Raw genomic sequence first — 26288 nt, forward strand, 5'->3', positions numbered from 1 at the left:
GGGACATGATTGGTCCAGTTTAAATCGCTAAAGCTGACGGGGTTTAAATCCTTCGTCGATTCAACAGATCTTCTTGTTGAAGACGGGCTGACAGGTGTTGTCGGCCCGAACGGCTGTGGCAAATCCAATCTTGTCGAAGCGCTGCGCTGGGTGATGGGCGAAACATCGGCCAAGCAAATGCGTGGCTCGGACATGTCCGACGTGATTTTTGGCGGGACATCTTCCCGCCCTGCCCGGAATGTTGCCGAAGTCTCGGTGACCCTTGATAATAGCGAGCGCAAGGCGCCCGCGATGTTCAATGACTTCGAAATGCTTGAAGTTACCCGCCGGATCGAACGCGGTGGGGGATCGAACTATCGCGTTAATGGCAAGGACGTCCGTGCGCGCGATGTTCAATTGCTGTTTGCGGATGCCGCGACCGGTGCGCGATCGAACGCCATGGTTTCCCAAGGCAAAATCGGCGCGCTGATCGGGGCCAAACCGATCCAGAGACGTCTGATCCTTGAAGAAGCAGCCGGTATTACGGGCCTTCATTCGCGCCGCCACGAAGCGGAACTGCGTCTTAAAAATGCCGAACAGAATATGGAACGTCTTGAAGACGTTCTGTTGCAGCTTGATGGGCAGATTGCCAGTTTGCAAAAACAGGCCCGGCAAGCCGAACGCTATCGCAAGCTTTCCGAAAGCGTGCGTCAGACAGAAGCACTGCTGTTTCACATTCGCTGGACAGAAGCCCAAAAACGTCAGGAAGATGCGCGTGAATTGCTGGTCGCCGGTGAAAGTGCGGTACGCGATCTGACATCCTCGGTAACAGAGGCAACAACGGTTCAGGCCCATGTGTCTGCAAGCCTGCCCGATCTGCGTAAAAAAGAAGCCGATGCGGCTGCAGCCCTTCAGCGCCTTTTGATCGAGCGCGAAGGTCTTGATAAAGACAAAACCCAGATCGAAACCCAGATGAGCCAGCTTCGCGGGCGCATCCAGCAGATTGATGCCGACCTTGCACGTGAAGCCGAACTTGCCAGTGATGCGCAAGGTGCGCTGGAAAAGCTTAAAAACGAACGCGAAGAACTGAGCCAAGCTCAGGGTGGCGAGGATGATGAGCTGGATGAAGCGCGCGAAATGGCCGCCGAAAAGGCCATGCGCGTTGAAGAGCTTGAATCCGTAGTTGACGATATGACCAACAAGGTCGCCGAGGAAGAAGCCCGGCTCAAATCTGTCCAGCAGCGCCTAAGCGAATTAAATGCACGTCGCGCCCGCCTGACGGAACGTCATGACGAAGCGGTGGCAAAACTTGACGACATTCGCATCGAAGCCGACTTCACCGAAGCCCTTGAAGAAGCAAACGAGCATCTTGAAGAGTGCGAAGAGCTGTGTGAACAGCGCAAGATGGCGGTCGAAGAGGCCGAAATGCGCCTGGCTGAAATGCGGGATCGCGAAGACGGTCTGAAAACGGCTGAAAACGATGCGCGTGATGCTCTGCGCGATGTTGAAAGCCGCAAGGCCCGGCTGTTGGCCGAAGTTGAGGCGCTTGAAAGCCTGTTGCGTGGCGGGGATGACGATAAATATCCCGGTGTAATCGAAAATATATCAGTGCAAAGTGGTCTTGAGCTGGCAATGGCGGCTGCCCTTGGCGAAGACCTTGATGCGCCTGATGCCAGTGACGCCGCGATGCATTGGTTTGCGGTCGACCCGGCAACCGATGATCCAGCCTTGCCCGATGGGGTGACCGCCCTTGCAAAATATGTTGAAGCACCGGCGTTGCTGAACCGTCGCCTGTGGCAAATCGGCATTGTCGAAGACGAGGCAACCGGGAACTTTTTGGCCAAAACGCTTAAGGTCGGGCAACGTCTTGTATCGCGTGAAGGCGCGCTTTGGCGTTGGGACGGCTATCGTATTCTGGCTGGTGCCGAACTTCCGGCAGCGGTTCGCCTGCGCCAGCGAAACCGTCTTGAAGAACTGCGTACTGAGCTTGAAGAAGTCGATGCTGTGGTTGAAGCCGCAGCCGAGCGTGCTGAAATCGCCAGCGAAAATGTCGAACGCCTTGACGAAGAAATCGAGGCCGCACGTACTGCTGAACAAGAAGCACACCGGGCCGTGCGGGATGCGGAAAATACGGTGGCATCCGCCCGCGAAGAAATTGCCAATATCAAACGCGATGCCAGTGCGATTGAAAGCCGCCTTCAGAACGCCGAAGAGGCCGAAAAACGCGCACGGCAAGACCTTGATGAACTGATTGCCGAACAGGAAGAACTAGCAAGCCTGCCCGAAGAAAGCAGCGAAGGCCTGATGGAAATCAAGGCCGAATTGATTGAAAAACGTGCCAACCTGGCAGATGCGCGCGCCGACCAGATGGAAGCACGCAGCCTGCTTGAACGTATGCAAAGTGCGATGTCAGGTCGGCGCAAGCGTCTTGAATTTGTCGAAAACGAAATTGCCACCTGGAACGAACGTGCATCGGGTGCGGGCGAACGCGTTGCCGAGCTTCGCGAACGTCAGGAAGAAGCGCGGATGGAGATCGAAGAGCTTGAAGTCAAGCCTGAAGAGATCGAAGAACGCCGTGCGATCCTGTCTGACCGGATCGAGCTTTCCGATCAAACACGCAAAGAGGCTGCCGATGAATTGCAGCGTGCCGAAAACGCCTTGCGCGAAGCTGACCAGAACCTGAAAGAAGCCGAACAAAAATTGGCCGAAGCCCGTGAAGGTCGGGTGCGCTGCGAAGCCCTGCTTGAACAGGCAGAACAACATCGTCGCGACTTGATCGAACGTATTCGTGAACGGGTGAATGCCACACCGGATCAATTGGTTGAATTGGGTCAGATTGATCTGACCAAGGACCTGCCAAGCGAAGGCGATATTGAAGCCCGCCTGCAACGCCAGACGCGTGAACGTGAAAATCTTGGTGCGGTTAACCTGCGTGCCGAAGTTGAACTGGCCGAAATGCAGGAACAAAAAGACACGATGGTGTCTGAACGCGATGATTTGATTGCTGCAATTGAAAAGCTGCGCAATGGCATCAATCAGCTCAACCGCGAAGCCCGTGCACGTTTGAAAACGGCCTTTGACGAAGTTGACAAACATTTCCAGCAGTTGTTTGTCCGGTTGTTTGGTGGTGGTGGCGCGCATTTGATGCTGACCGAGGCAGATGACCCCCTTGAAGCCGGGCTTGAGATTTTGGCATCCCCGCCGGGCAAGAAACTGCAACATCTGTCGCTTCTTTCCGGGGGGGAGCAGGCATTAACCGCCGTCGCCCTGCTGTTTGCGGTGTTCCTGACCAATCCGGCACCGATTTGCGTGCTTGATGAGGTTGATGCACCGCTTGATGATGCCAACGTTGACCGGTTCTGCAAGCTGCTGGAGGCCATTGGCCGTCATGCCAATACCCGTTTCCTTGTGATCACCCACCATCGCATGACCATGGCGCGGATGAACCGCCTGTTTGGGGTGACGATGGCAGAACGCGGCGTATCATCGCTGGTATCCGTCGATCTGCATCAGGCAGAGGTCTATTCGAAAAAAGAACAGACCGAACTCGATTTCACCGGCTAAAGCACGTAGCGGTGCACAAATCCACTCAGCCGGACCTTCTTTCACCCTGCTGCGTCAAAGGGACTGATTTTTGTTGGTCCCCGCAGCATTAAACGATGCCCCGCATTGTCGTGCGTGCTGTGCCTCACCAAATGACACATCAAAGGCAAACAAAGTGACGCAGTTTTAAGGCTAGATGCCCTAAAGCGTGTTTCCGGACTCTTAATATTCTGATAGGGCCGGGGTGTTACACCTTAATGAAACTCATATTCTGCGAAGGCCCTGATGTCCCAAAAAGTACGCGAGCTCTACGAACAGTTCCCCTATCCGTTGCGTGACCCGCATCAGGAAAAAGACCGTTTGTTGATGCCACCGCTTGATACCCTGTCGCGGGTCAATCATTACTGCTTTGGTGGGGCGAAGAACTTTGACGAAGGTTTTCGTGCACTTGTCGCAGGCGGTGGTACTGGCGATTCCATGATCTGGCTTGGCGAACAATTGCGCGATGTTGGCGGTACTGTCACCTATCTTGAGCCGTCCGGGGCCAGCACAAAGGTGGCGCGATCACGGGCCGAAGCGCGTGGTTTGACCAACGTTACTTATGTAAACCAAACGATCTCGGAGTTTGCAAAATCCAAACCTGAACCATTTGATTACATCAATTGTGCGGGGGTTTTACACCATCTGGAAAACCCCGAAGAAGGCCTGCGTGATTTGACGTCGGTTCTGAAGGCCGATGGTGCTTTGGGGGTGATGGTTTATGGCCAGCACGGTCGGCTTGCAGTGACGGAATGGCGCAAAATGATCAAACCGCTGTTGGCAGGCAAGGATTTGACAGAGCAATTGGCGTTAACCCGAACGCTGTTGTCATCACTTCCCGAAGATAACATGCTGCTTAAACTGGGCGGTGGTCCGGGGTTTATCAAAGGGTTGCTTGAAAACGATCCGGAAATTGTCGATCTGCTGCTTCATCCGGTTGAATGCGCTTATGATGTTCATGGGGTCTATGATTTTGCTGCGTCTGCTGACTTGCATGTGGCAGCATTTACCGGGTTCTTTGGGTTTGGCGGCACCGGAAAGGCTCATTACAGCATTGAAAATCTGGTGCGTGATCCTGTTGTGCTGCGCGACCTTGGGGCAAAGCCGTTGCGTGAACAACAGGCTTTTTGTGAACGGTTTAGCGGGGCAATGCCGCTTCATGCGTTTTACCTGACCCGCAAAGACAAAGCACAAAGTGCGGATATCTTGCCCGATGCGGAACGTGCGCCCTATTTCTTTGTGCCGCCAAACGAGACCTTCTTTGATGATCTGAGCACATTGGCCGGTCAGCCCGTTTTGATAGAGGATGGCAGTGGGAATGCCGTGGATCTGACCGGTGGGCCGGATTTGGCGCGTCTGCTGTCTGTTTTTGACGGAAAGAATTCTGTTGCGCAGCTTGTGGCGATTTTGCGTGACGAAATCCTTGATACCCAGCCGATTGATATGAATTCAATTGCCATCAACACGTTGGGTGCGGTGTGGGCGTTGTTCCATAAGTTCGACTGGATGTTGGCAGCCAATCCGGATGGTTGGCAAAAAGTCGATGGGGAAAGAACGCTTAGTGTTCGCAAGCAATAACACCTTGATGACCTGGTGGGGCGAAGGGTGCCTGTCAGATTTCGTGAATCGGGTTTTCACAATGGGATAAATGCACCGACTTTTTCCTGTTTTGCCGTAAACGGTGTTTTACGCGGGCAATTTACCGGGTTGGCGGGAAAATCATGGAAATTGTTGTCGGGGGCCAGAAGGGGCGTCAAACAGGCAGGAATCAAGGGAAACTGCCGGTTGCGGATGATGTTGCCGTAGCACGGATAACCGTGATGACTGCGACTATTGCCTAACTTCAAAAGTGTTTTCCTTCACATTTTGTGGATTAAGGCATTGAAGTAAATTGATTTATAGTCATTTTGATGGGTGGGGAAAGGCCGGGTTTTACAGCTTGACAGCCCATGGGGTGCTAAGTATGTTGCCCGCGCATTTCCTTGCGACGTCTGCAGGGCTGCCACAGCGGGGTTCACCACAATGAGCGATGATAAAGATCGCGCTTCATTAGAAGAGCTTGAAAGCAAGTTGGCCGCCGTAAAAGGCAAGCGTGAAGAATTGCACAGCCCGAACCGGGCGACTGGCAAACCATCCCAAGGGATGGCGCTTGGCATGAGGATTTCGGCGGAAATGATCGCTGCGGTTCTTGTTGGCTTGCTGATTGGCTGGGCGCTGGATCGGGTGCTTGATACGACACCTTGGCTGATTGTTCTGTTTGTCTTTCTCGGAGCAGGGGCTGGAGGTTTGAACGCTTATCGCGTTGCCAAGGGATATGACAGTGCTGTCGGACTTGGTCGTGCGATGAGGGAGCGCAAGCAGGGGGACGAGGATTGACCTCGAAGCCTGATAATATTGAGCGAGGATTACGGTGGCTGGACCGCTAGAGCAGTTTGAAATCAAACCCCTGGCCGAACTTTCGGTTGCTGGTATTGATATTTCCTTCACCAACTCCGCACTCTGGATGGTGTTCGCAGCCGTTCTGGTAACCTGCTTCATGACGCTGTCGATGCGTCGTGGTGCATTGGTTCCGGGGCGCTGGCAGGGTGCTGCCGAGGTGATGTATGAGTTCGTCGCCAATATGCTCAAGGACAACGTTGGCAGTGCCGGGCGCAAATATTTCCCGTTCATCTTCACGCTGTTCATGTTCGTTATGTTCGGGAACCTGCTTGGCATGATCCCGCACAGCTTCACATTTACGAGCCACATCGCAGTTAACTTTGCGCTGGCTTTGGTGATTTTCATTGGTGTGACGGTCATCGGCTTTATGCGTCATGGTACGCATTACTTTCGGATGTTCTTCCCCGAAGGCGCGCCGATTGCGACCGCGATCATTCTGGTCCCGATTGAAATCATCTCCTATTTCTCTCGTCCGTTCAGCCTGGCGATCCGACTGTTTGCAAACATGACGGTTGGTCACATCATGCTGAAAGTTATCGGTGGGTTCGTCGGCCTGATTGGCATTCTTGGCGTGCTTCCCTTTGCGTTGTTGACGGGGATTACTGTTCTGGAGTTCGGCATTGCTGCGCTTCAGGCTTATGTGTTCACAATTCTCACCTGCATCTATCTCCATGATGCAATCCACATGCACTGATGTGTGTGGTTTGGTGTGATCTCTTCTGATTGCCTTTAAGAAATTCGAAAGGGTGAAGTTATGGAACTCGATGCTGCTAAGATGATCGGTGCTGGCCTGGCTGCTATTGGCATGATTGGTGCCGGTATCGGTGTTGGTAACATCTGGTCGAGCCTGATTGCGACTGTTGGCCGTAACCCGGCTGCAAAAGGCGACGTGGAACTGTATGGCTGGATCGGCTTTGCCGTTACCGAAGCTATTGCACTGTTCGCACTTGTCGTTGCGCTGATCGTTCTGTTCGTCTAATCGGCGCCTTTTGAGCGAATACTCGGCCCGGCGAGGGTCCCCCTCGCCGGTGTCGTTGAATTCGGGAGTAGGCTATGCCGCAGTTTGATATTGCGACGTTCTCGGAACAGATCTTCTGGCTGTTCGTTATTTTCACCATCTTGTATTTCTTGATGTCGAAAATTGCGCTGCCGAAGGTCGGTGAAGTTCTCGAACGCCGTCAAAAAAACATCGAAGACAATCTTGGCAAGGCACGGGCGTTGAAAGACGAAACCGATGCCGCCATCGCGAAGTACGAGGCTGCCCTGGCAGAAGCTCGTGATGCCGCTCAGGCTGATATTCGCGAAGCGTCGGAAAAGGCTGCTGCAGAGCAGGCTAAGAAAACCGAAGCAATGGTCAAGAAGCTGTCTAAAAAGACATCTGATGCCGAGAAGGCTATTGCGGATGCAAAAACGGACGCAATGACGGGTGTTGCAGAAGCAGCATCGGAAATCGCCCGCGAAGCAACCGACAAACTTATCGGTGTCAAGGTTCAGGCCAAAACTGCCGACAAGGCTGTTTCGGCAATCGTAGGAGAGTAAGACAATGGCAACCCAAGAGGTTACTTTCCTTACCGATCCATACACCTGGACCACGCTTTCTTTCGTGCTGGTCGTTGGCTTTGGCGGTTTCAAAGCCGTTAAAGGTATCTCCGCTGCGCTTGATAAACGTGCAGAGAAGATTTCCAACGAACTGGACGAAGCACAGCGTCTTCGCGAGGAAGCCCAAGAGCTTCTGGCCAACTATCAGGCCAAACAACGTGAAGCGCTTAAGGAAGCTGACGAAATCCGTGCGCATGCCAAGGCTGAGGCCGACCGTATGCTCGAGAGCGCCCAGGCAGAGTTGAAAGCGGCCCTTAAACGCCGTGAACAACAGGCTCTGGATCGTATCTCCAATCTCGAAAGTCAGGCTATCGCTGAAGTTCGTGCGCATGTCGCCGAAATCGCAGCCAAGGCCACCACCGCTCTTGTTTCTGACAAGGTTTCCGGTGCAAAGGCAGACGAGTTGGTTAACAGCGCGATCGCGGAAATCAAAGTTCGTCTGAACTGATTTTTTCCGGTTTCCGGAAACGCGAAAACCCCGCAGCATTGCTGCGGGGTTTTTGTTTTTCTGTTTAATCGTCGCCCTTGTGGGTGACGGTCTGACGCCAAGTTGCGTTAACCACGATTATGCGCTCCATCCAGATCAAGGTCGGGGCCAACTGGAACAACGCCTGACGGGTTCACCGACGGGTGGCTTTGATAGTAATGGTTCTTGATGTGATCCATGTGGACTGTTTCCTTAACACTAGGGTGTTGATAAAGCGCCTTGGTGTAGTTCCATAAATTGGGATACTCGTGGAGCATCTGCCGATTGCATTTGAAATGCCCGTGATAAACCGGGTCAAAACGGACCAATGTCGGAAACAGCCGCCAGTCGGCCTCTGTGAGCTGATCACCAGCAAGGTAACGTTGCTGGCCAAGGCGGTCTTCAAGCCAGTCTAGCGTGCCAAAAAGGGCCGTAATGGCTTCTTCGTAAGCTTTCTGGCTGGTGGCGAACCCTGATTTATAGACGCCGTTATTGACATCGGTATAAACGCGCGCATTTACGGCATCAATTTCATCGCGCAGATGGTCGGGGTAATAGTCGCCTTCGCCAGCTCCGACACCATCAAATGCACTATTGAACATTCGGATGATTTCAGCGGATTCATTGCTGACCAATTTGTTGGTTTTTTTATCCCACAAGACAGGGACTGTGACCCGACCGGTGTAATCGGCCAAAGCATCGGCATAGACCTGATACAGGAAGTCACGATCAGCAAGATCATCAGCCAGACCAGCGTCACGATCGAACTGCCAACCATTATCCCCCATGTGCCAATGCACGACAGAGACCGATATCATATCGCCAAGCCCCTTAAGCGCCCGGAATATTAAGGTGCGATGTGCCCACGGACAGGCATAGGACACATAAAGATGATAGCGCCCGGCTTCTGCCGGGAACTCTGCCTCCGGGTCGGGTGACAGCCAGTTTCGAAATGCAGAATCCTGACGTTTGAATTTGCCATCACGATTTTTGGCAAGCAGCGCTTCGGTTTGCCATTCGCCGTTTACGAGTTGTCCCATCTTGGTCCTCCGCAGTCCGGTTTGCCAAACGCTGGGATGGGGTTTGGTGGTTGTACCGGACAGTTGAATTTGCTGTTGGGATCATTGTCTTCATTCCCGCATTGAACGCAATCCGCTGTTGTGACATTTATTTGTTTCCTTTTGCGCAACAGTCAGGTTGTGCAGTGATCAGGAGAACAGCGATGTTGATCGGCAATCTGGACGGTATGACGGTTTTCGCCCGCGTGGTCGAAGAACAGAGTTTTTCCGGTGCTGCGCGCAAACTTGGCATGTCCAAATCAGCGGTCAGCAAACATGTGACCAAGCTTGAAGACAGTCTTGGCATTCGCCTTTTAAACCGTACCACTCGTCGGCTGAGCCTGACGGATGCCGGGTCGACGTTCTATCAGCACTGCGCGCGCGTGGTCGAAGAAATCGAAACGGCTGAACATGCATTAACCGACTTGCGCGGCACGCCACGGGGAACGCTGCGCGTGTCTGCACCGCTGACTTTCGGGCAGATGTATATGCCGCAACTGGTCACGGAATTTATGGAAAAATATCCCGGGCTTCATGTCGATATCCATTTGGCAGACCACATGGTTGATCTGGTGGCCGAAGGCATTGATATGGCTGTACGGATTACGCGGCTTAAGGATTCAAGTCTGATTGCGCGCAAACTTGCCGAATTTACCGGCCACGTGGTGGCATCACCGGACTATCTCGCTCAATATGGCGAACCCAAAACTCCGCAGGAATTGACCGAACATAGAACGATTTCCTATACAAACATTCCCAGTCCCAATATCTGGGATTTTGAAGGACCCGAAGGTCAGGTCTCGGTTCGGATCAATCCGGTGATGTCGTGCAATAACGGCGAGTTTACATCAATTGCCGCCATCCGCGGGCTTGGCATCGCGCGCGAACCGGAATTCATCGTTGCAGAAGCACTGCGGGAAGGGCGCCTTGTACCGATCCTGCAAGATTATGATCCGCTTAGTCGTGGCGGGATTTACGCGGTTTATCCCGAACGCCGCCATCTGCCCAGCAAGGTGCGCGTCTTTATTGATTTCCTGGTCGAGAAATTCAAAGGCGGTCTGTGTAACTTTCACAATGACGCCTGTGTTGAATATCGCAAAGGACGGGGGCGTCAGCGCCCGACACCGTGATCACTTGCTTTCAATTCGCCAGCCCAGCAAACAGATCGCCCCGACCAAAAGGGCAATCAACGGAATGGGCAACAAACTGGTAATTCCGCCAATCACGGTCTTGAGGCTGTTGGTTTCAACAAATCCTGCCCAATTGCTGCCATGCCAGACGCGGTCTTTCGGAACGTGGCGGAAGTCCGGAAGACCATCTTCGATCCGCCCGATATATCCGTTATTGTGATCGACCAGACTGCTCAGAAGGTCAGGCGTTGAGTTGGTATTCTGGGTTTCGGCAGTCAACACGTCACGATCAACATGTAAGGCCGACTGGCTGTGGTTGTCCTGATCACGAACCCGAACCCTGATCAGTCCGCGCGTCGAAATCGGAACGGTCGCCTGCCAGGTTTGGTCTGGAAGCTGTTCAAAGGGGGCGTTGATCTGCTGACCGGTTTCAGGGTTGATGACGCTGGCGGTTTCGGGCGGTGCGCCGATTTTGCGCCAATTCAGGATCAGGCTGTCACCATCGGGGCTGCGTTCGGTGCGGACTGTGTTTTCATCAAGGGCCGGTTCCTTCATCAGCCAGTGTGACAGGCGGCGCAACAGTTCTGCCACGGGCCCACCGCCATCATGTCCGCGCTGCCACAGCCACATCTGATCGGAACTCAGCATCGCGACACGGCCTTCTTCCACCCGTTGCATGGTCAAAAGCGGCATGTCGTCGACGCCGGTCAAAAGGGTCATCGCATCCGGATCAGAAACCCGTGTTTCGATTTGGCGATACCAATGCCCCCATTTCGGCGGGGTGCTTGGTGATCCTGCAATCGCAGTTGTGACCGGGTGCAAGCGACCGGCCTGGTTTACGCGTGGCACAAAGGGTTGTTCGACAACGCGCCCGGTGGGAACAGCAGGCATCAAGTCGTTTAGTGCCGTGCTTGAAAGTCCGTCGATACCAACATATTCCGGGCCGGCGACAACAAGTGCAGCCCCACCCCAACGGACGAAATCAACGACCTTTTCAAGGTAGTGCGGCGGCAGAACCCCGCGCATCTGATAGCGGTCAAAAATGATCAGATCAAACTGGCGCAGGCGGACTTCAAACAGATCACGGATTGGAAACGGGATCAGGGCCAGTTCATTGATCGGGGTGTCGTCGCCCTTTTCTGGTGGGCGCAAAATGGTGAAATGGACAAGATCAACACCGGGATCGGCACGCAAAAGGTTACGCCATGCCCGCTCACCTGGATGGGGTTCACCAGACAACAGCAAAACACGCAGACGGTCACGCACGCCCGTGGTTTCAAGGATCAATCGGTTGTTGGCTTTGTCGGTTTCGTCGGCCAGCGTATCCATCCGCAGTTCGGCGAGAACCGAACCCGCATGGGGTACGGGAATGGTGACGCGTTGTTGTTCGTTGGCAGGCAGGATTAGGTTGCTTTCGGTGCCATCTTCCAACAGCATTTGAACCGGGATTGGTGTGCCTTGGGCCAGTTGGGGATCAATGGCCTCGATCATGAAATCGGCATTCTTGCCGACAATGCCATAATCCGCACTTTGGCGGATCACCAGGCGGCGATCACGTTCATCGCGTCCACCACTGATCAGAACATGCAACGGTGCATCAAGATCAAGGCTGTTGGGTACATCGTGAACCTGACCATCGGTGATCATCATAACACCGCCCAGCCGTTCACGCGGCAAACCGCCCAGCAACCGGTCCAGCACGGCAAACATCCGGGTGTCGGCTTCGCCCGATACATCTTCAAACCGCAATTCGACGGATGGATTATCTGCAAACGTGTTGCGCAATTCTTCGATTGCCATGTCGGTTTGCGCGGGGCGATCTGCAATGCGTTGGCTGGCGGATCGGTCGACAAGAACCAGAACGATGTCGCTGAGTTTTTCACTTTCGCGGTCAGTAAATTGTGGCGCCAGAAGAGTCAGTAAAACCAGTACCATCACAACCGCGCGCCAAACCGTGCCGCGCAACTTGAAAATGGTGAACAGGATGACCGAAGCCAAACATGCAACAGCGAGAATTTGCAGGATGCCAACATCCAGCAAAGGCGAAAATTGAAGATTTTGCCATCCCTGATTCATCGCCCCAACCTTTCGAGAATGGCGGGGATATGAACCTGATCGCCCTTGTAACTGCCAGTCAGGGCATACATCACCAGATTGACGCCAAAGCGATAAGCCATTTCGCGTTGACGCGGCGAGATGTCTTCTGAACGCGCTTCATCGCGCCCTTCGGGAATGATCCATGCTGATGCCCAGTCGTTGCCACCAAACAGAACGGATGCAACGCCATCAAGACGCTGACTGGGCCGGGCATCAAGCCACAAGGGTTCGGAAAACCGCCCAAAGGCATGATCAAGCAAATAGAAGCTGCGAAACAGGATGTGATCGCTTGGCGCACGGTCAAGAAGAGGAACCTCAAGACCTGCCAAAAGCCGCCGCAGGCGGGCAGGCTGAACTTCGCGGTCGCGACTGTCGATCAGTATCATCCCGCCATTATTGAGATAGCGGTTCAACCGGTCTTGTGCGCGCTCGGAAAACGGCTGCTGCCCATCGACCAGGGGCCAGTAGATCAGGGGATAGAAACTCAGTTCATCGGTTTCGGGGTTAATGGCATCAACCGTATTTAAATCCGCTGCACTGCGTCGACGCAGGATTTCTGTCAGGCCGGTCATTCCCGCCCGGCTCAGGCGATCGACTGGGGCATTGCCGGTTTCAAGATACGCCAGACGGGGTTGCAAGGCGGCTTCCTGAAGCGTGGCCGCCTGCGCCGGAGAAACCCCTGATAGGGCCGTAAAGGCACCTGCCACCCCGGTAACGGTTGCCACGAACAGGATGGAAGTCAGGGCGTTGCTGCGGCGGTTGCGACGCAATGAAACATGATTGAGCACCAGCAGGATCAACGCATCAAACAACAACAGGATGAAAGCGGCAAAAAGACACAGTGCCGCGAGATCAATCTGGCTTTGCGCCATGATTTCACGGCTGCTGATGCCCGGTGGCCACACGATATCCTTGCCGATGTTTGACAGTGACGGGCCAAGATTCAAGGCAACGGCCTGACCGTTCTGCCCATAAATGCCCGGCGGGTGACGTGGGTTGGGCGTTGGCAACGGGGTTTGAACGGGCAGGATCAGGGCATCGGGCTGATGGGGGCGGCCAAAGCCATCAAGAATGGTTTGGGGCGGCAGGCTGGTGCGCAGTTCCGCATCGCTTCGGTTGCTGGGGCTGGCAAGTGGCAGGATTTGTTGCCACAGCTCCACAAACAGGCCTGACATCGGAAGGTTCGACCAATCAGCCCAGGGCGTAACGTGAAACAGAACAACTCGGCCGGAATTGCGCGGCGTGCTGGTGATAAGCGGCGTGCCATCGGTCAGTCTTGCCCATGTTTTACTGACAATATCCGGGTCTGGTTCTGCCAGTAGTTGGCGGTTGACCGTGATGTCATCAGGCACGGAAATGCCGTGAAACGGGCTGTTTTCGGGGAAATCAAGCAGGCGTTTGGGCTTTTCCCAGGACATTGACCCACCGAAATCCCGGTTGCCCAGGCGCAAGGTGACCGGCAGGAAATCCTTGCCAATCTGGCTTGAACTATCCCCGGCAAACCGAACCAGCATCCCGCCATCATTTACCCAGCGTTCAAGAGCTTTGAATTGGCTGCCCAATCCCGAAATCGCCCCGGCCGAAACCAGAACGTCGACCTTGGTTTCAAGCAAGGTGCCAAGTGGAGCATATGTCACATCGGCATAAGGGGAAATGGCCCGATCCAGAAAGAAATATTGGTCGGATAAAACACCCGGACTGTCGCCGGAACTGACAATCACGCCTACACGGCGTTGCTGCCATCGTGCGCCCGTCTGAAACATCGTCGCGGCACTTTCCATACCCTCTATGCTGACGGATTGAATGGCGTTGGAGATGTCACTGGGCAAAAGGATCGTCGCGGTGCTCTGGTCGGTGTTTGGGGCCAGTTCTACGGTATGGCGCAACAAGACAGTGCCGCGCTCACCACGTGCCAGAAGGTTCACATTGCGCGGCAAATCGGTTTGGTTATGGGCAAGGGTTGCCACCATACCGGTACGTGATCGCCCAAGCGACTGGATGGCAATACGGTCACTTACAAGAGGCCCGATTGTTGTGATGGGGGCGATATCAAGCAATTCTGATGCGATTTCTGCCTTGCCGGGACTGTCCATCTGACCCGTAAGCCACAAAATGCTGCCGATTGCCCGGTTCATTTCGGGACGTTCTGAAATCATATCCGACAGGGCATTATAGTCCGATGGCCAAGGGCGCGGTTGCAGCCGGTCAAACAGGGATTTGGTTTCATTCGGGGATACTGGCCCGATGATATCAGGAAGCTTCCATGTCGATGCACCAGCGGCCTCGGGTGCTGTTTGCGCGACATATACAGTTTGCAGATCAAATCGCGCCTGATTGGCAATCTGTTCCAGCGCGGCACGGTATTGGCGCCAATTGGGGGCACTGTCCCATCCATTATCAGCGATGATCAGGATTGCGCCATCGCTGCTGGCGAAATCATTGCGGTTCATGACCGGGCGTGCAGCAGCAATGATCAACAGGGTGATGATCAAACAGCGCAGGATGGTTTGCCACAGTGGCGCGCGCTGGATATCGCGGCGCTGGCTTTTAAGGCCACGCAACAAACGGGCAGCAGGAAAAACAATGTTCCTGGGCGAACGCGGGGCCGATCTGATCAGCAGCCAGACAATTGGCAGTACCATCAGGCCTGCCAGCATCGCAGGATACAGGAATGTGATGGCCGACAGGCTCATGACATCTCCTGGCTGTTGTGGTGATGCAATGTCGGGCGACCGCGCCCGTTTGATCCGCTTTGATTTTGCCGTTGGCTTAAGTGTTGATACAGCGCAAGCAGGGTCGGGCTGACACTTTCGGATGTGACGTGCCGATCATACAGCCAGTTGTTCTGGCGTGCTGCATCGCGGACGGTTGCACGCCATTTCTGCGCACGTTTCTTGAAACCATCAGCAATGTCTTCAAATTTTTCGCTGCGGAAGATCATCTGGTCGTCCGTATCGAATAGATCAACCCGTCCCTGAAAGGGGGGGGATATTTCCGCAGGGTCAAGAATTTGAACCAGCGCACCGTCGTTCTGATATTGACCAAGACGCCGGATGGCGCGGCCTGTTTTCTCGCCCGCGTCAGAGAGTTCAAGAAAATCGCCAAGGATCAGAACAGAATGTTTTCGGCCGGGGTGAATGTTTGCGCCGTGCTTGGAAATGTTTTGCGGGCTTGCCATCATTGCATGGGCCAGCTTTTCAAGATGTTCTGCCGATGTAATGCGCGTGCGTTCACCATCAAATGTCCCAACCGTCTCTCCATTGCGGATCAGAAGGTCTGCCAGCGCGATGGAAATGATCAGGGTGCGTTCGGCCTTGGATGGCAGGTTGTCATGCGATGCCCAATGCGTGGATGGGGAAAGAACCGGCCAAATCCAGTAATTGTGACTGGCCTGCCATTCTGTCTGGCGAATGAAGGTGTGCTCGCTGCGTGCAGAGCGGCGCCAGTCAATCTGATTGGTCGGGTCGCCTGGAACATAGGGGCGAAACTGCCAGAAATCGCTACCTGGACCAACCTTGCGATTGCCATGCAGGCCGCCTCGCAGACTGATAGCCGTTCTGCGCGACTCGTCAATCAATTGGGGCAGTCGTGCCGCAAGGGCGCGGGCGGCAGCGACATGATCATGCACGCCGGTGGGAACCAATTAGCTGTTCTCCTTAAGGTGGGTAAGCGCATTGGTAATCAGCCCCTTGGCGGTAAAGCCTTCTGCACGTGCCCCGTATGTCAGACCAAAGCGATGGCGCAACACGGGAACTGCAAGTTCTTCGATATCTTCGACAGAGGGGGCGAAACGACCAAATAGCATTGCCCGTGCCCGGCACGCCAGCGACAAGGCCTGTGCGGCACGCGTGCCCGGACCCCAGGCAACATTGTCGCGAATATCAACAAGTGTGGTGCTTTCCGGGCGGCATTCGCGGCACAGGGCGATGATGGTGTCCAGAACCCGGTCAGGCATCGGCAGGCGCCTCACAAAATCCTGTGCTTCGATCAGATCATCGGTCTGAAGAACCTGACGCGGTCGGGCCGGATAGCGACTGGTGGTCTCCGTCACGATTTTGCGTTCTTCATCGGCATCCGGGTAACCAAGACGAACTTCAAGCAGGAAACGGTCAAGCTGGGCTTCGGGTAGCGGATAGGTCCCTTCCTGTTCAAGCGGGTTCTGGGTCGCCAAAACATGGAATGGTTTGGGGAGTTTGTGGCTATAACCTGCGACCGACACTTCGCGTTCCTGCATCGCTTGTAGCAATGCGGACTGGGTACGCGGGCTGGCGCGGTTGATTTCATCGGCCAGAAGCAACTGGCAGAAAACCGGTCCCTTGATAAAGCGAAACGCGCGTTTGCCATCGCCACCTTCTTCTAGCACTTCAGACCCCAGAATGTCGGCAGGCATCAGGTCGGGGGTGAATTGAACACGTTTGTCCAGCAGGCCAAGTACTTTGCCCAAAGTGTGCGCAAGCAATGACTTGCCAAGGCCCGGCGCACCGACCATCAGAACATGCCCACCTGATAAAATACCGATAAGTGTTTGCTCTATGGCATCATTCTGCCCAAATATAATGCTAGAAACCATTTTGCGGGCTTCGCCAAGTCGTGCGACACATTCGTCCAGACGAGTCGCATCGCGTTCCAGACTACTCTCCTGGGAGAAACCCATTTCTTCGGGAAATTTTGGCGCGTTTGTCATGGCTGGGACTGTGCTTCCTATGTTGCAGTGCAGGCACCGACAGGTTGAAGAACGCAGATGAATCTGAGTACGCAAAACGGGAAAACGTCTGTTTCAGGATCAACTCTACAGCATGAATGAAAACCAAAAAACCACCGATCTCGCCGAAAAGTTGTGGACGCGCCTGAGGGGCCAAAAGCCTGATACCGGGCGGCATCCCCAAATCTGTGGCGATATCCCTATGTCTATAGGTCGGGATGGAACCTGGTTCTATCAAGGTGGCCCGATTGGTCGAATTGAATTGGTGAAACTTTTTTCTTCCGTGTTGCAGCGTGACGAGGAAGGCGGGCACTGGTTGGTAACCCCGGCCGAAATGGCCCGGATTGAGGTTGAAGATGTCGCCTTCATTGCTGTCGAGATGCAAAATGACGGCAGCGGCAAGGATCAGAAAATCCGGTTTCGGACCAATATTGACCAGTGGGTCGAGCTTGATAAGGATCATCCGCTGCGTGTTGAACATGATCCCGATACGGATGAACCGTCACCCTATGTCGGGTTGGAACGCGGGCTTGAAGCACGTTTGAATCGTGCGGTTTTCTATCAGCTTGTCGAACTGGCCGATGAAATAAGTGACCCTGATAACAACATGATCCGTATTGGTGTATATAGTCATGGTCATTTCTTTGAGATCGGTCAGATGGAGGCATCTGAATGACACCCGAAGACATCATCGCAGCCCTTGGGGCGCCACGCGGCAATGTCTTGCAACGCCGTGGCGACCATGCTGTCGATTATCCCGGTTCCAAATCCCGCGCGCGTGCCTTCGCCGAAGGTGAACTGGTTTCGCGTCCCGCTGCAGTCCTTGTACCGTTGGTCAAACGTGAAACTGGCTTGCATGTCATCCTGACACGAAGGACAGATCATCTAAGCGATCATGCAGGCCAGATCAGCTTTCCCGGCGGTCGCCAGGAAGACGTGGACGCCACACTTGAAGAAACCGCCCTGCGCGAAACCGAAGAAGAAATCGGTCTTGGACGCCAACACATCGATTTGATTGGCCGGATTGATGATTACTATACGGTGACGGGCTATCAGGTGACGCCGGTAATCGGGCTTGTAACCCCGCCCTTTGACCTGCAACCAGACGACTATGAAGTGGCCGAGGTCTTTGAGGTGCCACTTGGCTTTATTCTTGATCCGCGAAACCAAAAACTTCAAACCGTGACATTTGAAGGGGCGCGCAGACGCTATTTTGCGATCCCTTATCGTGAATATTACATTTGGGGCGCAACAGCCGGAATGCTGGTAAACTTCAGTGAAGTCATCCGCGCCCATGCGCCTTCATTGCAACCTTAATCCGAATATTGGGATAGAGCCTTATGTTGCGACAAATCATCCAGATCGGCCTTCCTTTGATCCTGCCCTTTGTGCTTTATGGGTTGTGGCTGAAATGGGCGCGTCTCAAAGCCATCCGCGAAGGCCATGATATCGTCCCCCCTTGGAATAAGGGCCCGTGGTTGCTGCTGTTTGCGGCCGGGGTCGCGTTAACCGCAGCAATCCTGATCTTCACCGCATTGGGGACTGGTGCACCGCCAGATTCCATTTATCATGCGCCGGTATTGCGCGATGGTGTGGTTGAGCCGGGCTATTTCGAACCCAAGGAATAGCGTCAATCACCGCAATCACGATTGGATAGTAAAGCATGTTGCCTTTCATAGGCGACAATCAGGGCAAGTATGACAGCACTCGAAGCAACCGGTAGATTGCGGCCATACGGGATTATGGTTGCCGATGACACTGCCCGCGTTTTTGACGCCATAGCGCAGCACGGCGGACGCGCGCGTTTTGTCGGCGGTGTGGTGCGCGATGCATTGCTTAAACGTGATCTGATCGACGTTGATATTGCCTGTGATCTTCCCCCCGAACAGACCCAGACAGCACTTGAAAAGGCGGGTGTTCGTGTCATCCCCACCGGGCTGAAACATGGAACCGTCACCGCAATCACCGAGGCAGGGGCCTACGAGATCACCACCTTGCGCGTTGATGTGCTGACCGATGGGCGCCATGCCGAAGTCGCCTTTACCGACAGCTGGCTGGAAGATGCCAAGCGCCGTGACCTGACCTTTAATGCCATTTATTGCGATCTGGACGGCACGGTTTACGATCCGTTTGATGGGGAAACCGACCTGCGTGATGGGCGGGTGCGATTTATCGGGGTTGCCGAAAGCCGGATCGCCGAAGATTTTCTGCGCATTTTGCGGTTTTTCCGGTTTCAGGCGTGGTTTGGACGTCCGCCTATTGATCCAATCGGGGCGGAGGCATGCCGTAATGCCGCGAAGGGCCTTCTGGATATATCGGTTGAGCGCATTCGTGATGAATTGTTCAAGCTACTGGCGTCGCGAAGCCCGGCCAGCACAATTGGCGACATGATCGGCTTTGGGGTTCTGCCGGTTATTCTGCCGCAGCTGACACATACCGATTGTCTGCGCATCATGCAGTGGCTTGATAGCACAGCCTTGGCCGATCCAACGGTCCGGCCCGATCCGCTGCGGCGTTTGGCGGCCCTGTTTTCATCCAACGGTGCAGATGATGACGACAAGGGCCAAGAAGACAATCTGGCAGCCGCAGAGAAATTTGCACGCGGCTTGCGCCTGTCAAACGAAGAAACCGGCCGCTTTGCCGGCATGGTTGCACATGCGCCCTTGATCCACCCGAAAATGCCAGACGATACCATTCGCCGCGATTTGTATCGGATGGGGGCGACAGCATTCCGCGATGCGGTTTTGTTGGCTTGGAGCACGCGGGCCGCCGTTCCGCCGCGCTGTAGTTCAGCGGAAAACGAAAAATGGAAAACTTTGTTGCAAGCTGCAAAAAATTGGCAACCGGTCAAATTGCCCATACAAGGACGCGATATCCTCGATGCGAGGCTTGCCCCGGCAGGTCCGCGTATTGGTGAACTGTTAAAACAGGCTGAGGAATATTGGCTTGATCATGCGTTTGCACCGGATCGGAATGAATTGATGACATATCTGGCACGCCAATCACCGGCGCGCAAAAAGGAGACGAAATGAGCGCAAGCGCAACGGGACATCGGATTTGCTGTTTTGGTGACAGTCTGGTTAATGGCGTTCGCGATCAGGAAAAGGGCGGCTGGCCTATGCGTTTGGCACGACGTCTGTTGGCTGACGCCGGGCGCGAAACCACGATTTATAACCTTGGTATCCGGGCTGAAACGTCAGAAGGGCTCAAGACCCGCTGGCTGGAAGAAGCAGAACGGCGCATGGTTGCTGATTTCCCGACCGTTTTGATGTTCAGTTTTGGCGTAAATGATGCCAATCATGCTGAAGACCGCGGCGAAGAAACCACCATGCGGGTATCACCGGCGAAATCTGCGGCCAATGCCGCAGAGATTATTGGCGCGGCTTCCAAACTTGCGCCAACCCTTTGGATTGGACCTCAAGCCGTGATTGATGGCAGCAAATCCAGTCAGGAAATCAATCAGCGCCTGGAAGGGATAAACCAGATTTATCTGGAAACCGCACGCGGCTTTGATGTGCCCTATCTTGATCTTCATGCGACGACACTGGCCGATGAAACATGGCAGCGCGCATTGCGGCGCGGCGATGGTTATCACCCCGACAAGGCGGGTTATGATCGTGTGGCCGAACTGATTTGGGATTGGGATGGTTGGCAAAATGCCCTTGGTCTGAATGATCCGTCGTCCTGATACTCAGGCAAGGAAATCCACGACCTGTCCACGGCCCCCGGCGGTATTGCTTGCGGTCGCGTTTGCCGATCCGTTTGCGCCATAACCAACCGGGTCGAACTGTTCAACATAGTTTTCCAGAACCGTTTCTTGCGTCCCGTCACTGATGAACTGGCGCTGTTCATTGCGGTCACGTTCAAAGGCGCGGACAGCCCGTTCCGCTTCCTGATCTGATGTCTGGCGCGCACGACTGTTGCCGTCAACATACTGGTCCTGCTGGACCTGTTGTTGTTCAGATTGCTGTCGCTGGGCAATTGGGCTTGTCGGGCGAACAGGAAGCGTGTTTTGAAGATCGGATGATGAGGTCAGGTTGACCATTGACGGGACTGCTCAGTTGGAACCGTAAGGACAAAATTCTTTTGTCAAAATATAACCGGCACGACGAGAAAATGAAGCGCTAATTTGTACTCGCGCCGACAAATTTTCCAAGTTGTTGAAAACCTGTTTAAAGCAGCTTGGGTTCTGCTGCATCGTTGCTGCTGGCGTCATAGACGCCGCTTGCAAATCGGCTTGGGCTGGTCTTGGCAAGCGCCTTGAGCTTGGCAGCTTCGATTGAAATGTGATCAAGGGTAATGTCGGTACGTTCGGCCGGAAGCCGAACCATGGCCGCACTTACACTCATCAAATCAAAACGAACCTGTTGGCCGTCACGCCCCTTGCCCAGAAGATAGCCGCGTTCACGGGTTTCCGGATCATAGAAACTTTTGATCTGTGCGTCGAACATTGCTTGCGCGCGCTGGACGGCATCGACGGCATCTTCAAAATCAATCGACTGAACATAGGCAAAGAAATCATCACCGCCGATATGGCCGACAAACCAGTCATTCTGACTAAGGGCTTTGCCAAGAATATCCTTGAAAAGCAGGATCGCACGATCCCCTTGGCGAAAACCATAGCGGTCGTTAAACGGTTTGAAGTTGTCAAAGTCGAAATAGACAGCAAAACGCCGCCGCCTTGGTTCCGCAAGCGCACGCGCAGCATAGCGGTAAATCGCGCTGTTACCCGGAAGCCGCGTGAGCGGGTTTTCATCGCGGGCGTTCAAAGTGTTGCGTTCATTCACTGCGCGCAAAAGTGCACTTTGATCCAGAACACCCAGATACTGCCCATTTTCCGTCAGGATCACACCGTCCAATGCCTCTGTCGCGACAAAGGTTTCCAGCAGTTCTGAAAGACTGGTGCGAATATCGGCGACTGGGCATCGACGCAGAAAACGTTTGGTGTTGGCCCGGTTTGCTGGGTTTTGCAGCAGTTCACGGCCAAACGGCGTGTAAATAAAGGCCTTGAATTCCGAATCTCTGACAATGCCCAGTGGTTCGCCCCGCTGGTTGACCACCGGAACAAGCGAGATATCCGGATTTTGTTGGAAATAGCTCAGGATATCGACCGGATTGATGTCGCTTGGCAGTGCCGGGGTTTCAAGCAGATAGGATCTGACAACATCGTCGTCCTGATCTGATTGGCGGCGCGAGTCCGCAGCAATATCCGCAGCAACCGGTACAAGGTCGGTTTGCTGTGGAAGGTCAAGCGAAGGTCGGGCGATAAAGAAACCCTGCACAAGATCGCAGCCAAGACGGCGGCAACATAGAAACTCTTCGCGGGTTTCGACCCCTTCGGCGACGACCTGCGCGGCGATCATATGGGCAAAGGCGGTGATTTGTGTGACGAACAGTTCCTTGCGCCGGTCACGGTCAATGCCGTCGATAAAGAACCGGTCGATCTTGATGATGTCGGGTTCGCATTCATAAAGGGCGCGCAACTGGGCAAAGCCGCTGCCGTAGTCGTCAATGGCGATTTTGAAGCCCTGACTGCGATAGCGCAGCAGGATATCCTGCAGGTATCCGGCATTGCTGATGTCGTGGCGTTCAGAAATCTCAAGGAAAATGGTGTCGCGTTCCAAACCCGCATCTGCCAGAAGGGCAGCCGTCTGACCGGGTTGGTAATCCTCGGTCTTGATCACGCGGTTGTCGAAATTATAAAAAAGCTTCAGGCGCTTGGCGCTGGGAAGTTTTGCGAATTTTTCAATCGCCTTGGCACGCAACAGCATATCGACTGTGTGCAGGTTGCCGGTATCCCATGCGGTATCAAACAGTGCTTGGATGGAGTTGAACCCGGCCTCGTCCCAGCGGCGCAGCAACGCCTCATAGCCAAACACATGGCCTGTGTGCGGACTGACAATGGGTTGGAAAGCGAAGTCGACTTTCTCAACCACCTGCTGCCAGTTGCGCAGCATGACCGGCTGGGTCATGGGCCTGTTGGATATCCACTGTTCATCTGCATCAAACGTCAAATGCAGTTCCCCGATGTTTAAAATAGCCTGAATTCCCGGAAGTTAAGGACGACAATTGTTTCCGGTGTTGCTGGTATCCCAGATATGACAACAAGTTCATGACAGTGGGGTTACGAATATGTGACATCCGCAGAAAACATCCGTTTTTCTGCAAACTTATCGACATTTTCCTATACGAAGTGGTTAGACAAATTTTAAAAACCAATACCGGTTCTACTTTCCGATCTGCCGCGCAAGCGGGTGATGTTCCTGAACCAGACCGCGCAGGCGTGACTCGAGAACATGGGTATAAATCTGGGTGGTCGAGATATCGGAATGCCCCAGCATCTTTTGCAAGGAACGCAAGTCAGCACCATTGGCCAGAAGGTGACTGGCAAAGGAATGACGCAGAACATGCGGTGAGACTTTCGAGGGTGGCACGCCTGCATTAATCGCCAGATCCTTGATCATTTTCAAAAACATCTGTCGGGTGAGGTGCCCGGTTTTTCCCCGTGACGGGAAAAGGTATGAGGATTGCCCGGGTTGGGCCATATGACCATCTGATTTGTCTGATGGAATGAAGGCATCACGCACTTCAAGATAATCACGCAGCGTATCGCGGGCCGGATCAGACAGGGGCACTAGTCGTTCCTTGCTGCCTTTGCCACGCACAATCAGCATTTGCGGATCGCGTGCTGCTGCGGCAAAAGGCAGTTCCACCAGTTCGGAAACACGCATACCTGTCGCATACATTAATTCAACCATCGCCAGCAGCCGCTTGCCCTTGATACCCGGGTGGTTGGTGGCGGCAATGATCAGACGGTCGATTTCTTCGATCGACAAAAACTTTGGCAAGGTCTGGCCTTGCTGTGGGCTGTCGATATTTGAAGACGGGTCATCGTTACGATAGCCGTCGGAATACAGAAACTTGTGAAACTGCCGCAGGGCCGAAAGGCGTCTGGCCTGCGTGCGTGGGGCAAGCCCGGCAGATCCAAGTTCTGCCATATACCGGCGCACATCGACATCGGTAGCGGTAACCGGGTCGGATTTTCCCGCTGTTAGCGAAGATGCATAATCCTCAAGATCACGGCGATAGGCATCAAGCGTATGGGCACTTGCCCCGCGTTCAGCAGCCATCATTTCCAGAAATGCGGAAATCAATGAACTTGTCAGTGGCTTGGCCATTGCCGTGTACCGTTACTGATCAAAGGACAAAAGCAACTCTGTCGCCAAACGTTGGGCATCACTTTGCAACCCGACCACCTCAAGCGCTGTGACGGTATCGCTAAGCACCTTGGGATCGGCATTGTCTGCGGTGGCAATTTGTTGGGCCTGAATGGCCATCGCCACAGCTTTTGCCTTTTGCCGGGACGCTGCCGCGGTCGCAAGGTGGTAGGAAACCGAACTGCTCGTCGTCATGCGTGCTTCGGCATAGGGCGGGGTTAACAGGCCATTCCAAAGTTCATTCGGAACTTCGATCCCAGAGCCATCAAACAGGTTAAAGATCAATTCAGCATAGCGTTTTGCCGCAGCTTGATCGCTACGTGCGGCCTGCATTTCCTGCCATTCGATCATGCGGGCACGATGACGGGCAAGGGCTGCTGCACGGTCACTTGCGCGTTGCACATCATCCTCAGATGCCGAATTTGGCATCACCGTTGCCGATGCCATGCCCCCGCTTGAGGTGGGGGCATCCAAAACAACGGCACCACCAAGGCCAAAGTTTTGCTGTGGTGCGGATTGTAGATCGCTACCGGATGTCTGAGCTGAGCGACCCGCCGTGTTGTTTTCAGGCTTTATCGCACCGGTTTCTTCAAGCCCGGAAATGGCAAGGACCGGATAAAGCAGGCTCAGGCGGGATGCGATATCATTGGTGGCATTGGCCGAAGACCGGGCGACCTGAAGCCAGTTTGCCGCACGTTCAAAGTTGTTGGCGGCAATGGATGCCCGCAGTGCTGGTATGGCAAACCATGAAAAGTCCCCATTCACCGGAATATCAGCAAGCAAAGGCGCGCTCAGCCGTGCAGCTTGCATGAAGTCACCTTCAAAACCGGCCGTTTCGAAAAGTGCGGCCAGAATTTCTGCACGTGCTGCAGGCACATCGCTTTGAGCAGCTGCCTGATAAAGCTTCGCATACTGACGGGCCTGAATGCCTTCGCTGGCATCGTCAAGGACACCGTCAAGTGCAGCTTGTTCAAAGTTCACCGACTGATAGATGTCAGCCAACCGGTCTGCACTGATCAGGCCAAGGTTTTCGGCCTTGCGTGCGGCTTCAAGGCGGACATCAGATGCCGTGGCATCGGCGTTAATGATGCCGATGATGCCTGCGGCATTGCCGTTTTCAAGTTGTGCGGTCGGAATGGATTGTTTGGCAATTGCCAAAAGCGCAACATCAAGCGGGCGCAGTTCGCTGAGCAATTCGGGATCAGCGGCACTGCCGCTTTGGATGGCTCTGACCAACCCAAAGAAGGTGGCATCGCCTTCGCCGCCCATTTCACGCACAAGATCTACCGAAAAAGCAGCCGATGTCGGGTCGTTGGCGAAAAACGCGCACATGGCTGCTGCCTTTAACCAGAACAGCTCGTCGTAACTTGCCCCATAGCTTTCAATGGCGCTGCAGGCTTCGTCGATTTTTGCGCCAATCAAAAGCGCGTTGATTTCTGCCTGGGCCAGCATCGAGCCGCGTGATCCTTGCGGGGCGGCCCGGATAAGATCTATCGCAGCGTCAAGGGCGCCCATTTCGATCAGCTTTGCAACGCGTGTCTCAAGCAGACTGATTTCTTTTGAATCCTGCGGCAGGGCCGCCGCAGACAAAAGCAACCGTTCCTGCAGGTCACGTGCGGCATGGGTGGCAGGCATCGCAGGCAATTCTGAAATCAGTTGTGCTGCTGTTCTGCGTGTAGTGCCGTTCCACATATCAATTCCAAGCCCGCCGCGTGAACGGTCAATCGTACCAACGGCTTCGGCATCCACAGCGCCAAGCGACAAGGATTGAACCGCATTCGGATCAGACGGAAACGCTTCCGGTTGGGGGGAATTGGTTGGCACGCTGCCAAACCCGCCCGTTGACGGGGTGGTCGTGCCCGGCTCTGACTGGCGTTCCGCGTCCTGTTCGGCTTCCTGTTTTAAAAACAGTGGAACAGGTGCGGATGTCTGCGCAAACGCAGGTGCACCTACAAGCCCCGTTCCCGTCATTACTGTCAGCAAGCACGTTTGGATCAACAGGCGGGAACGCAACTTCAT

General features: G+C 54.3%; 22 protein-coding genes. 13 read left to right on the forward strand and 9 right to left on the reverse strand.

The features are described 5' to 3' along the window. Nucleotides 1-9: 9 nt before the first annotated feature. The 7 genes from smc (at nt 10) to JF44_RS0106485 (ending at nt 8047) form a co-directional block, all read left to right on the forward strand. On the forward strand, nt 10-3543 hold the full coding sequence (gene smc, locus JF44_RS0106455; protein ID WP_033068119.1) for a chromosome segregation protein SMC: 3534 nt from the start codon (nt 10-12) through the stop codon (nt 3541-3543). A 264-nt stretch (nt 3544-3807) separates the two neighbouring features. Further along, a complete protein-coding gene (locus JF44_RS0106460) occupies nt 3808-5139 on the forward strand; it encodes a class I SAM-dependent methyltransferase (RefSeq protein WP_033068120.1) in 1332 nt (443 codons plus the stop codon). Between the two features lie 444 nt (nt 5140-5583). Further along, nucleotides 5584-5937, forward strand: coding sequence for an AtpZ/AtpI family protein (locus JF44_RS20590; RefSeq protein WP_033068121.1), 354 nt, complete (start codon nt 5584-5586; stop codon nt 5935-5937). Nucleotides 5938-5971: 34 nt separating this feature from the next. Then, nucleotides 5972-6694 (forward strand): F0F1 ATP synthase subunit A, encoded by a 723-nt coding sequence (locus tag JF44_RS0106470; protein WP_033068122.1) that lies wholly within the window; start codon nt 5972-5974, stop codon nt 6692-6694. Nucleotides 6695-6754: 60 nt separating this feature from the next. After that, on the forward strand, nt 6755-6979 hold the full coding sequence (locus JF44_RS0106475; RefSeq protein ID WP_033068123.1) for an ATP synthase subunit C family protein: 225 nt from the start codon (nt 6755-6757) through the stop codon (nt 6977-6979). Between the two features lie 74 nt (nt 6980-7053). Further along, nucleotides 7054-7539: a F0F1 ATP synthase subunit B family protein gene (locus JF44_RS0106480; protein WP_033068124.1), complete on the forward strand. Its 486-nt coding sequence runs from the start codon at nt 7054-7056 to the stop codon at nt 7537-7539. Between the two features lie 4 nt (nt 7540-7543). Then, on the forward strand, nt 7544-8047 hold the full coding sequence (locus tag JF44_RS0106485; RefSeq protein ID WP_033068125.1) for a F0F1 ATP synthase subunit B family protein: 504 nt from the start codon (nt 7544-7546) through the stop codon (nt 8045-8047). Between the two features lie 107 nt (nt 8048-8154). On the opposite strand, the gene JF44_RS0106490 is transcribed toward JF44_RS0106485, so the two are convergent. After that, the gene (locus JF44_RS0106490; protein WP_033068126.1) at nt 8155-9105 is read right to left on the reverse strand and encodes a glutathione S-transferase family protein; all 951 of its coding nucleotides are present in this window, start codon (nt 9103-9105) and stop codon (nt 8155-8157) included. A 182-nt stretch (nt 9106-9287) separates the two neighbouring features. Between JF44_RS0106490 and JF44_RS0106495 the strand changes: the two genes are divergently transcribed. Then, complete coding sequence (locus JF44_RS0106495; RefSeq protein WP_033068127.1) at nt 9288-10253, forward strand: LysR family transcriptional regulator; 966 nt, start codon at nt 9288-9290, stop codon at nt 10251-10253. On the opposite strand, the gene JF44_RS0106500 is transcribed toward JF44_RS0106495, so the two are convergent. Genes JF44_RS0106500 through JF44_RS0106515 form a run of 4 tightly spaced genes read right to left on the reverse strand, consistent with a single transcriptional unit; the run spans nt 10254 to nt 17034 of the window. Further along, entirely contained in the window at nt 10254-12329 is a 2076-nt protein-coding gene (locus JF44_RS0106500) for a hypothetical protein (RefSeq protein WP_033068128.1), read from the reverse strand. Beyond that, nucleotides 12326-15043, reverse strand: coding sequence for a DUF4159 domain-containing protein (locus JF44_RS0106505; protein WP_033068129.1), 2718 nt, complete (start codon nt 15041-15043; stop codon nt 12326-12328). Before JF44_RS0106505 ends, JF44_RS0106500 begins: the two co-directional genes overlap by 4 nt. Continuing rightward, on the reverse strand, nt 15040-15993 hold the full coding sequence (locus JF44_RS0106510) for a DUF58 domain-containing protein (RefSeq protein WP_033068130.1): 954 nt from the start codon (nt 15991-15993) through the stop codon (nt 15040-15042). The genes JF44_RS0106505 and JF44_RS0106510 overlap by 4 nt, the downstream gene beginning before the upstream one ends. Next, nucleotides 15994-17034, reverse strand: coding sequence for an AAA family ATPase (locus tag JF44_RS0106515; RefSeq protein ID WP_033068131.1), 1041 nt, complete (start codon nt 17032-17034; stop codon nt 15994-15996). Between the two features lie 112 nt (nt 17035-17146). On the opposite strand from JF44_RS0106515, the gene JF44_RS0106520 reads away from it, so the two are divergent. The 5 genes from JF44_RS0106520 to JF44_RS0106540 all read left to right on the forward strand — a co-directional run bounded on the left by JF44_RS0106520 (nt 17147) and on the right by JF44_RS0106540 (nt 20740). Continuing rightward, nucleotides 17147-17728 carry a DUF1285 domain-containing protein gene (locus JF44_RS0106520; RefSeq protein ID WP_033068132.1) on the forward strand — a complete coding sequence of 194 codons (582 nt, stop codon included), beginning with the start codon at nt 17147-17149 and terminating at the stop codon, nt 17726-17728. Beyond that, nucleotides 17725-18369: a CoA pyrophosphatase gene (locus JF44_RS0106525; protein ID WP_052065520.1), complete on the forward strand. Its 645-nt coding sequence runs from the start codon at nt 17725-17727 to the stop codon at nt 18367-18369. The genes JF44_RS0106520 and JF44_RS0106525 overlap by 4 nt, the downstream gene beginning before the upstream one ends. Nucleotides 18370-18392: 23 nt before the next feature. After that, a complete protein-coding gene (locus JF44_RS0106530) occupies nt 18393-18680 on the forward strand; it encodes a hypothetical protein (RefSeq protein ID WP_033068133.1) in 288 nt (95 codons plus the stop codon). Between the two features lie 69 nt (nt 18681-18749). Continuing rightward, nucleotides 18750-20084 (forward strand): CCA tRNA nucleotidyltransferase, encoded by a 1335-nt coding sequence (locus JF44_RS0106535; protein ID WP_033068134.1) that lies wholly within the window; start codon nt 18750-18752, stop codon nt 20082-20084. Beyond that, entirely contained in the window at nt 20081-20740 is a 660-nt protein-coding gene (locus JF44_RS0106540; RefSeq protein WP_033068135.1) for a DUF459 domain-containing protein, read from the forward strand. The genes JF44_RS0106535 and JF44_RS0106540 overlap by 4 nt, the downstream gene beginning before the upstream one ends. A gap of 3 nt (nt 20741-20743) precedes the next feature. Here JF44_RS0106540 and JF44_RS0106545 read toward each other — a convergent pair whose 3' ends face one another. The 4 genes from JF44_RS0106545 to JF44_RS0106560 form a co-directional block, all read right to left on the reverse strand. Then, nucleotides 20744-21097, reverse strand: coding sequence for a hypothetical protein (locus JF44_RS0106545; RefSeq protein ID WP_033068136.1), 354 nt, complete (start codon nt 21095-21097; stop codon nt 20744-20746). Nucleotides 21098-21224: 127 nt separating this feature from the next. Next, complete coding sequence (locus tag JF44_RS0106550) at nt 21225-23024, reverse strand: GGDEF domain-containing protein (RefSeq protein WP_238318388.1); 1800 nt, start codon at nt 23022-23024, stop codon at nt 21225-21227. A gap of 255 nt (nt 23025-23279) precedes the next feature. Continuing rightward, a complete protein-coding gene (locus tag JF44_RS0106555; RefSeq protein WP_033068138.1) occupies nt 23280-24230 on the reverse strand; it encodes a site-specific tyrosine recombinase XerD in 951 nt (316 codons plus the stop codon). Between the two features lie 12 nt (nt 24231-24242). Beyond that, nucleotides 24243-26288 (reverse strand): hypothetical protein, encoded by a 2046-nt coding sequence (locus JF44_RS0106560; RefSeq protein ID WP_033068139.1) that lies wholly within the window; start codon nt 26286-26288, stop codon nt 24243-24245.

The organism is Thalassospira australica (assembly GCF_000763295.1).
Classification (GTDB): Bacteria; Pseudomonadota; Alphaproteobacteria; order Rhodospirillales; family Thalassospiraceae; genus Thalassospira; species Thalassospira australica.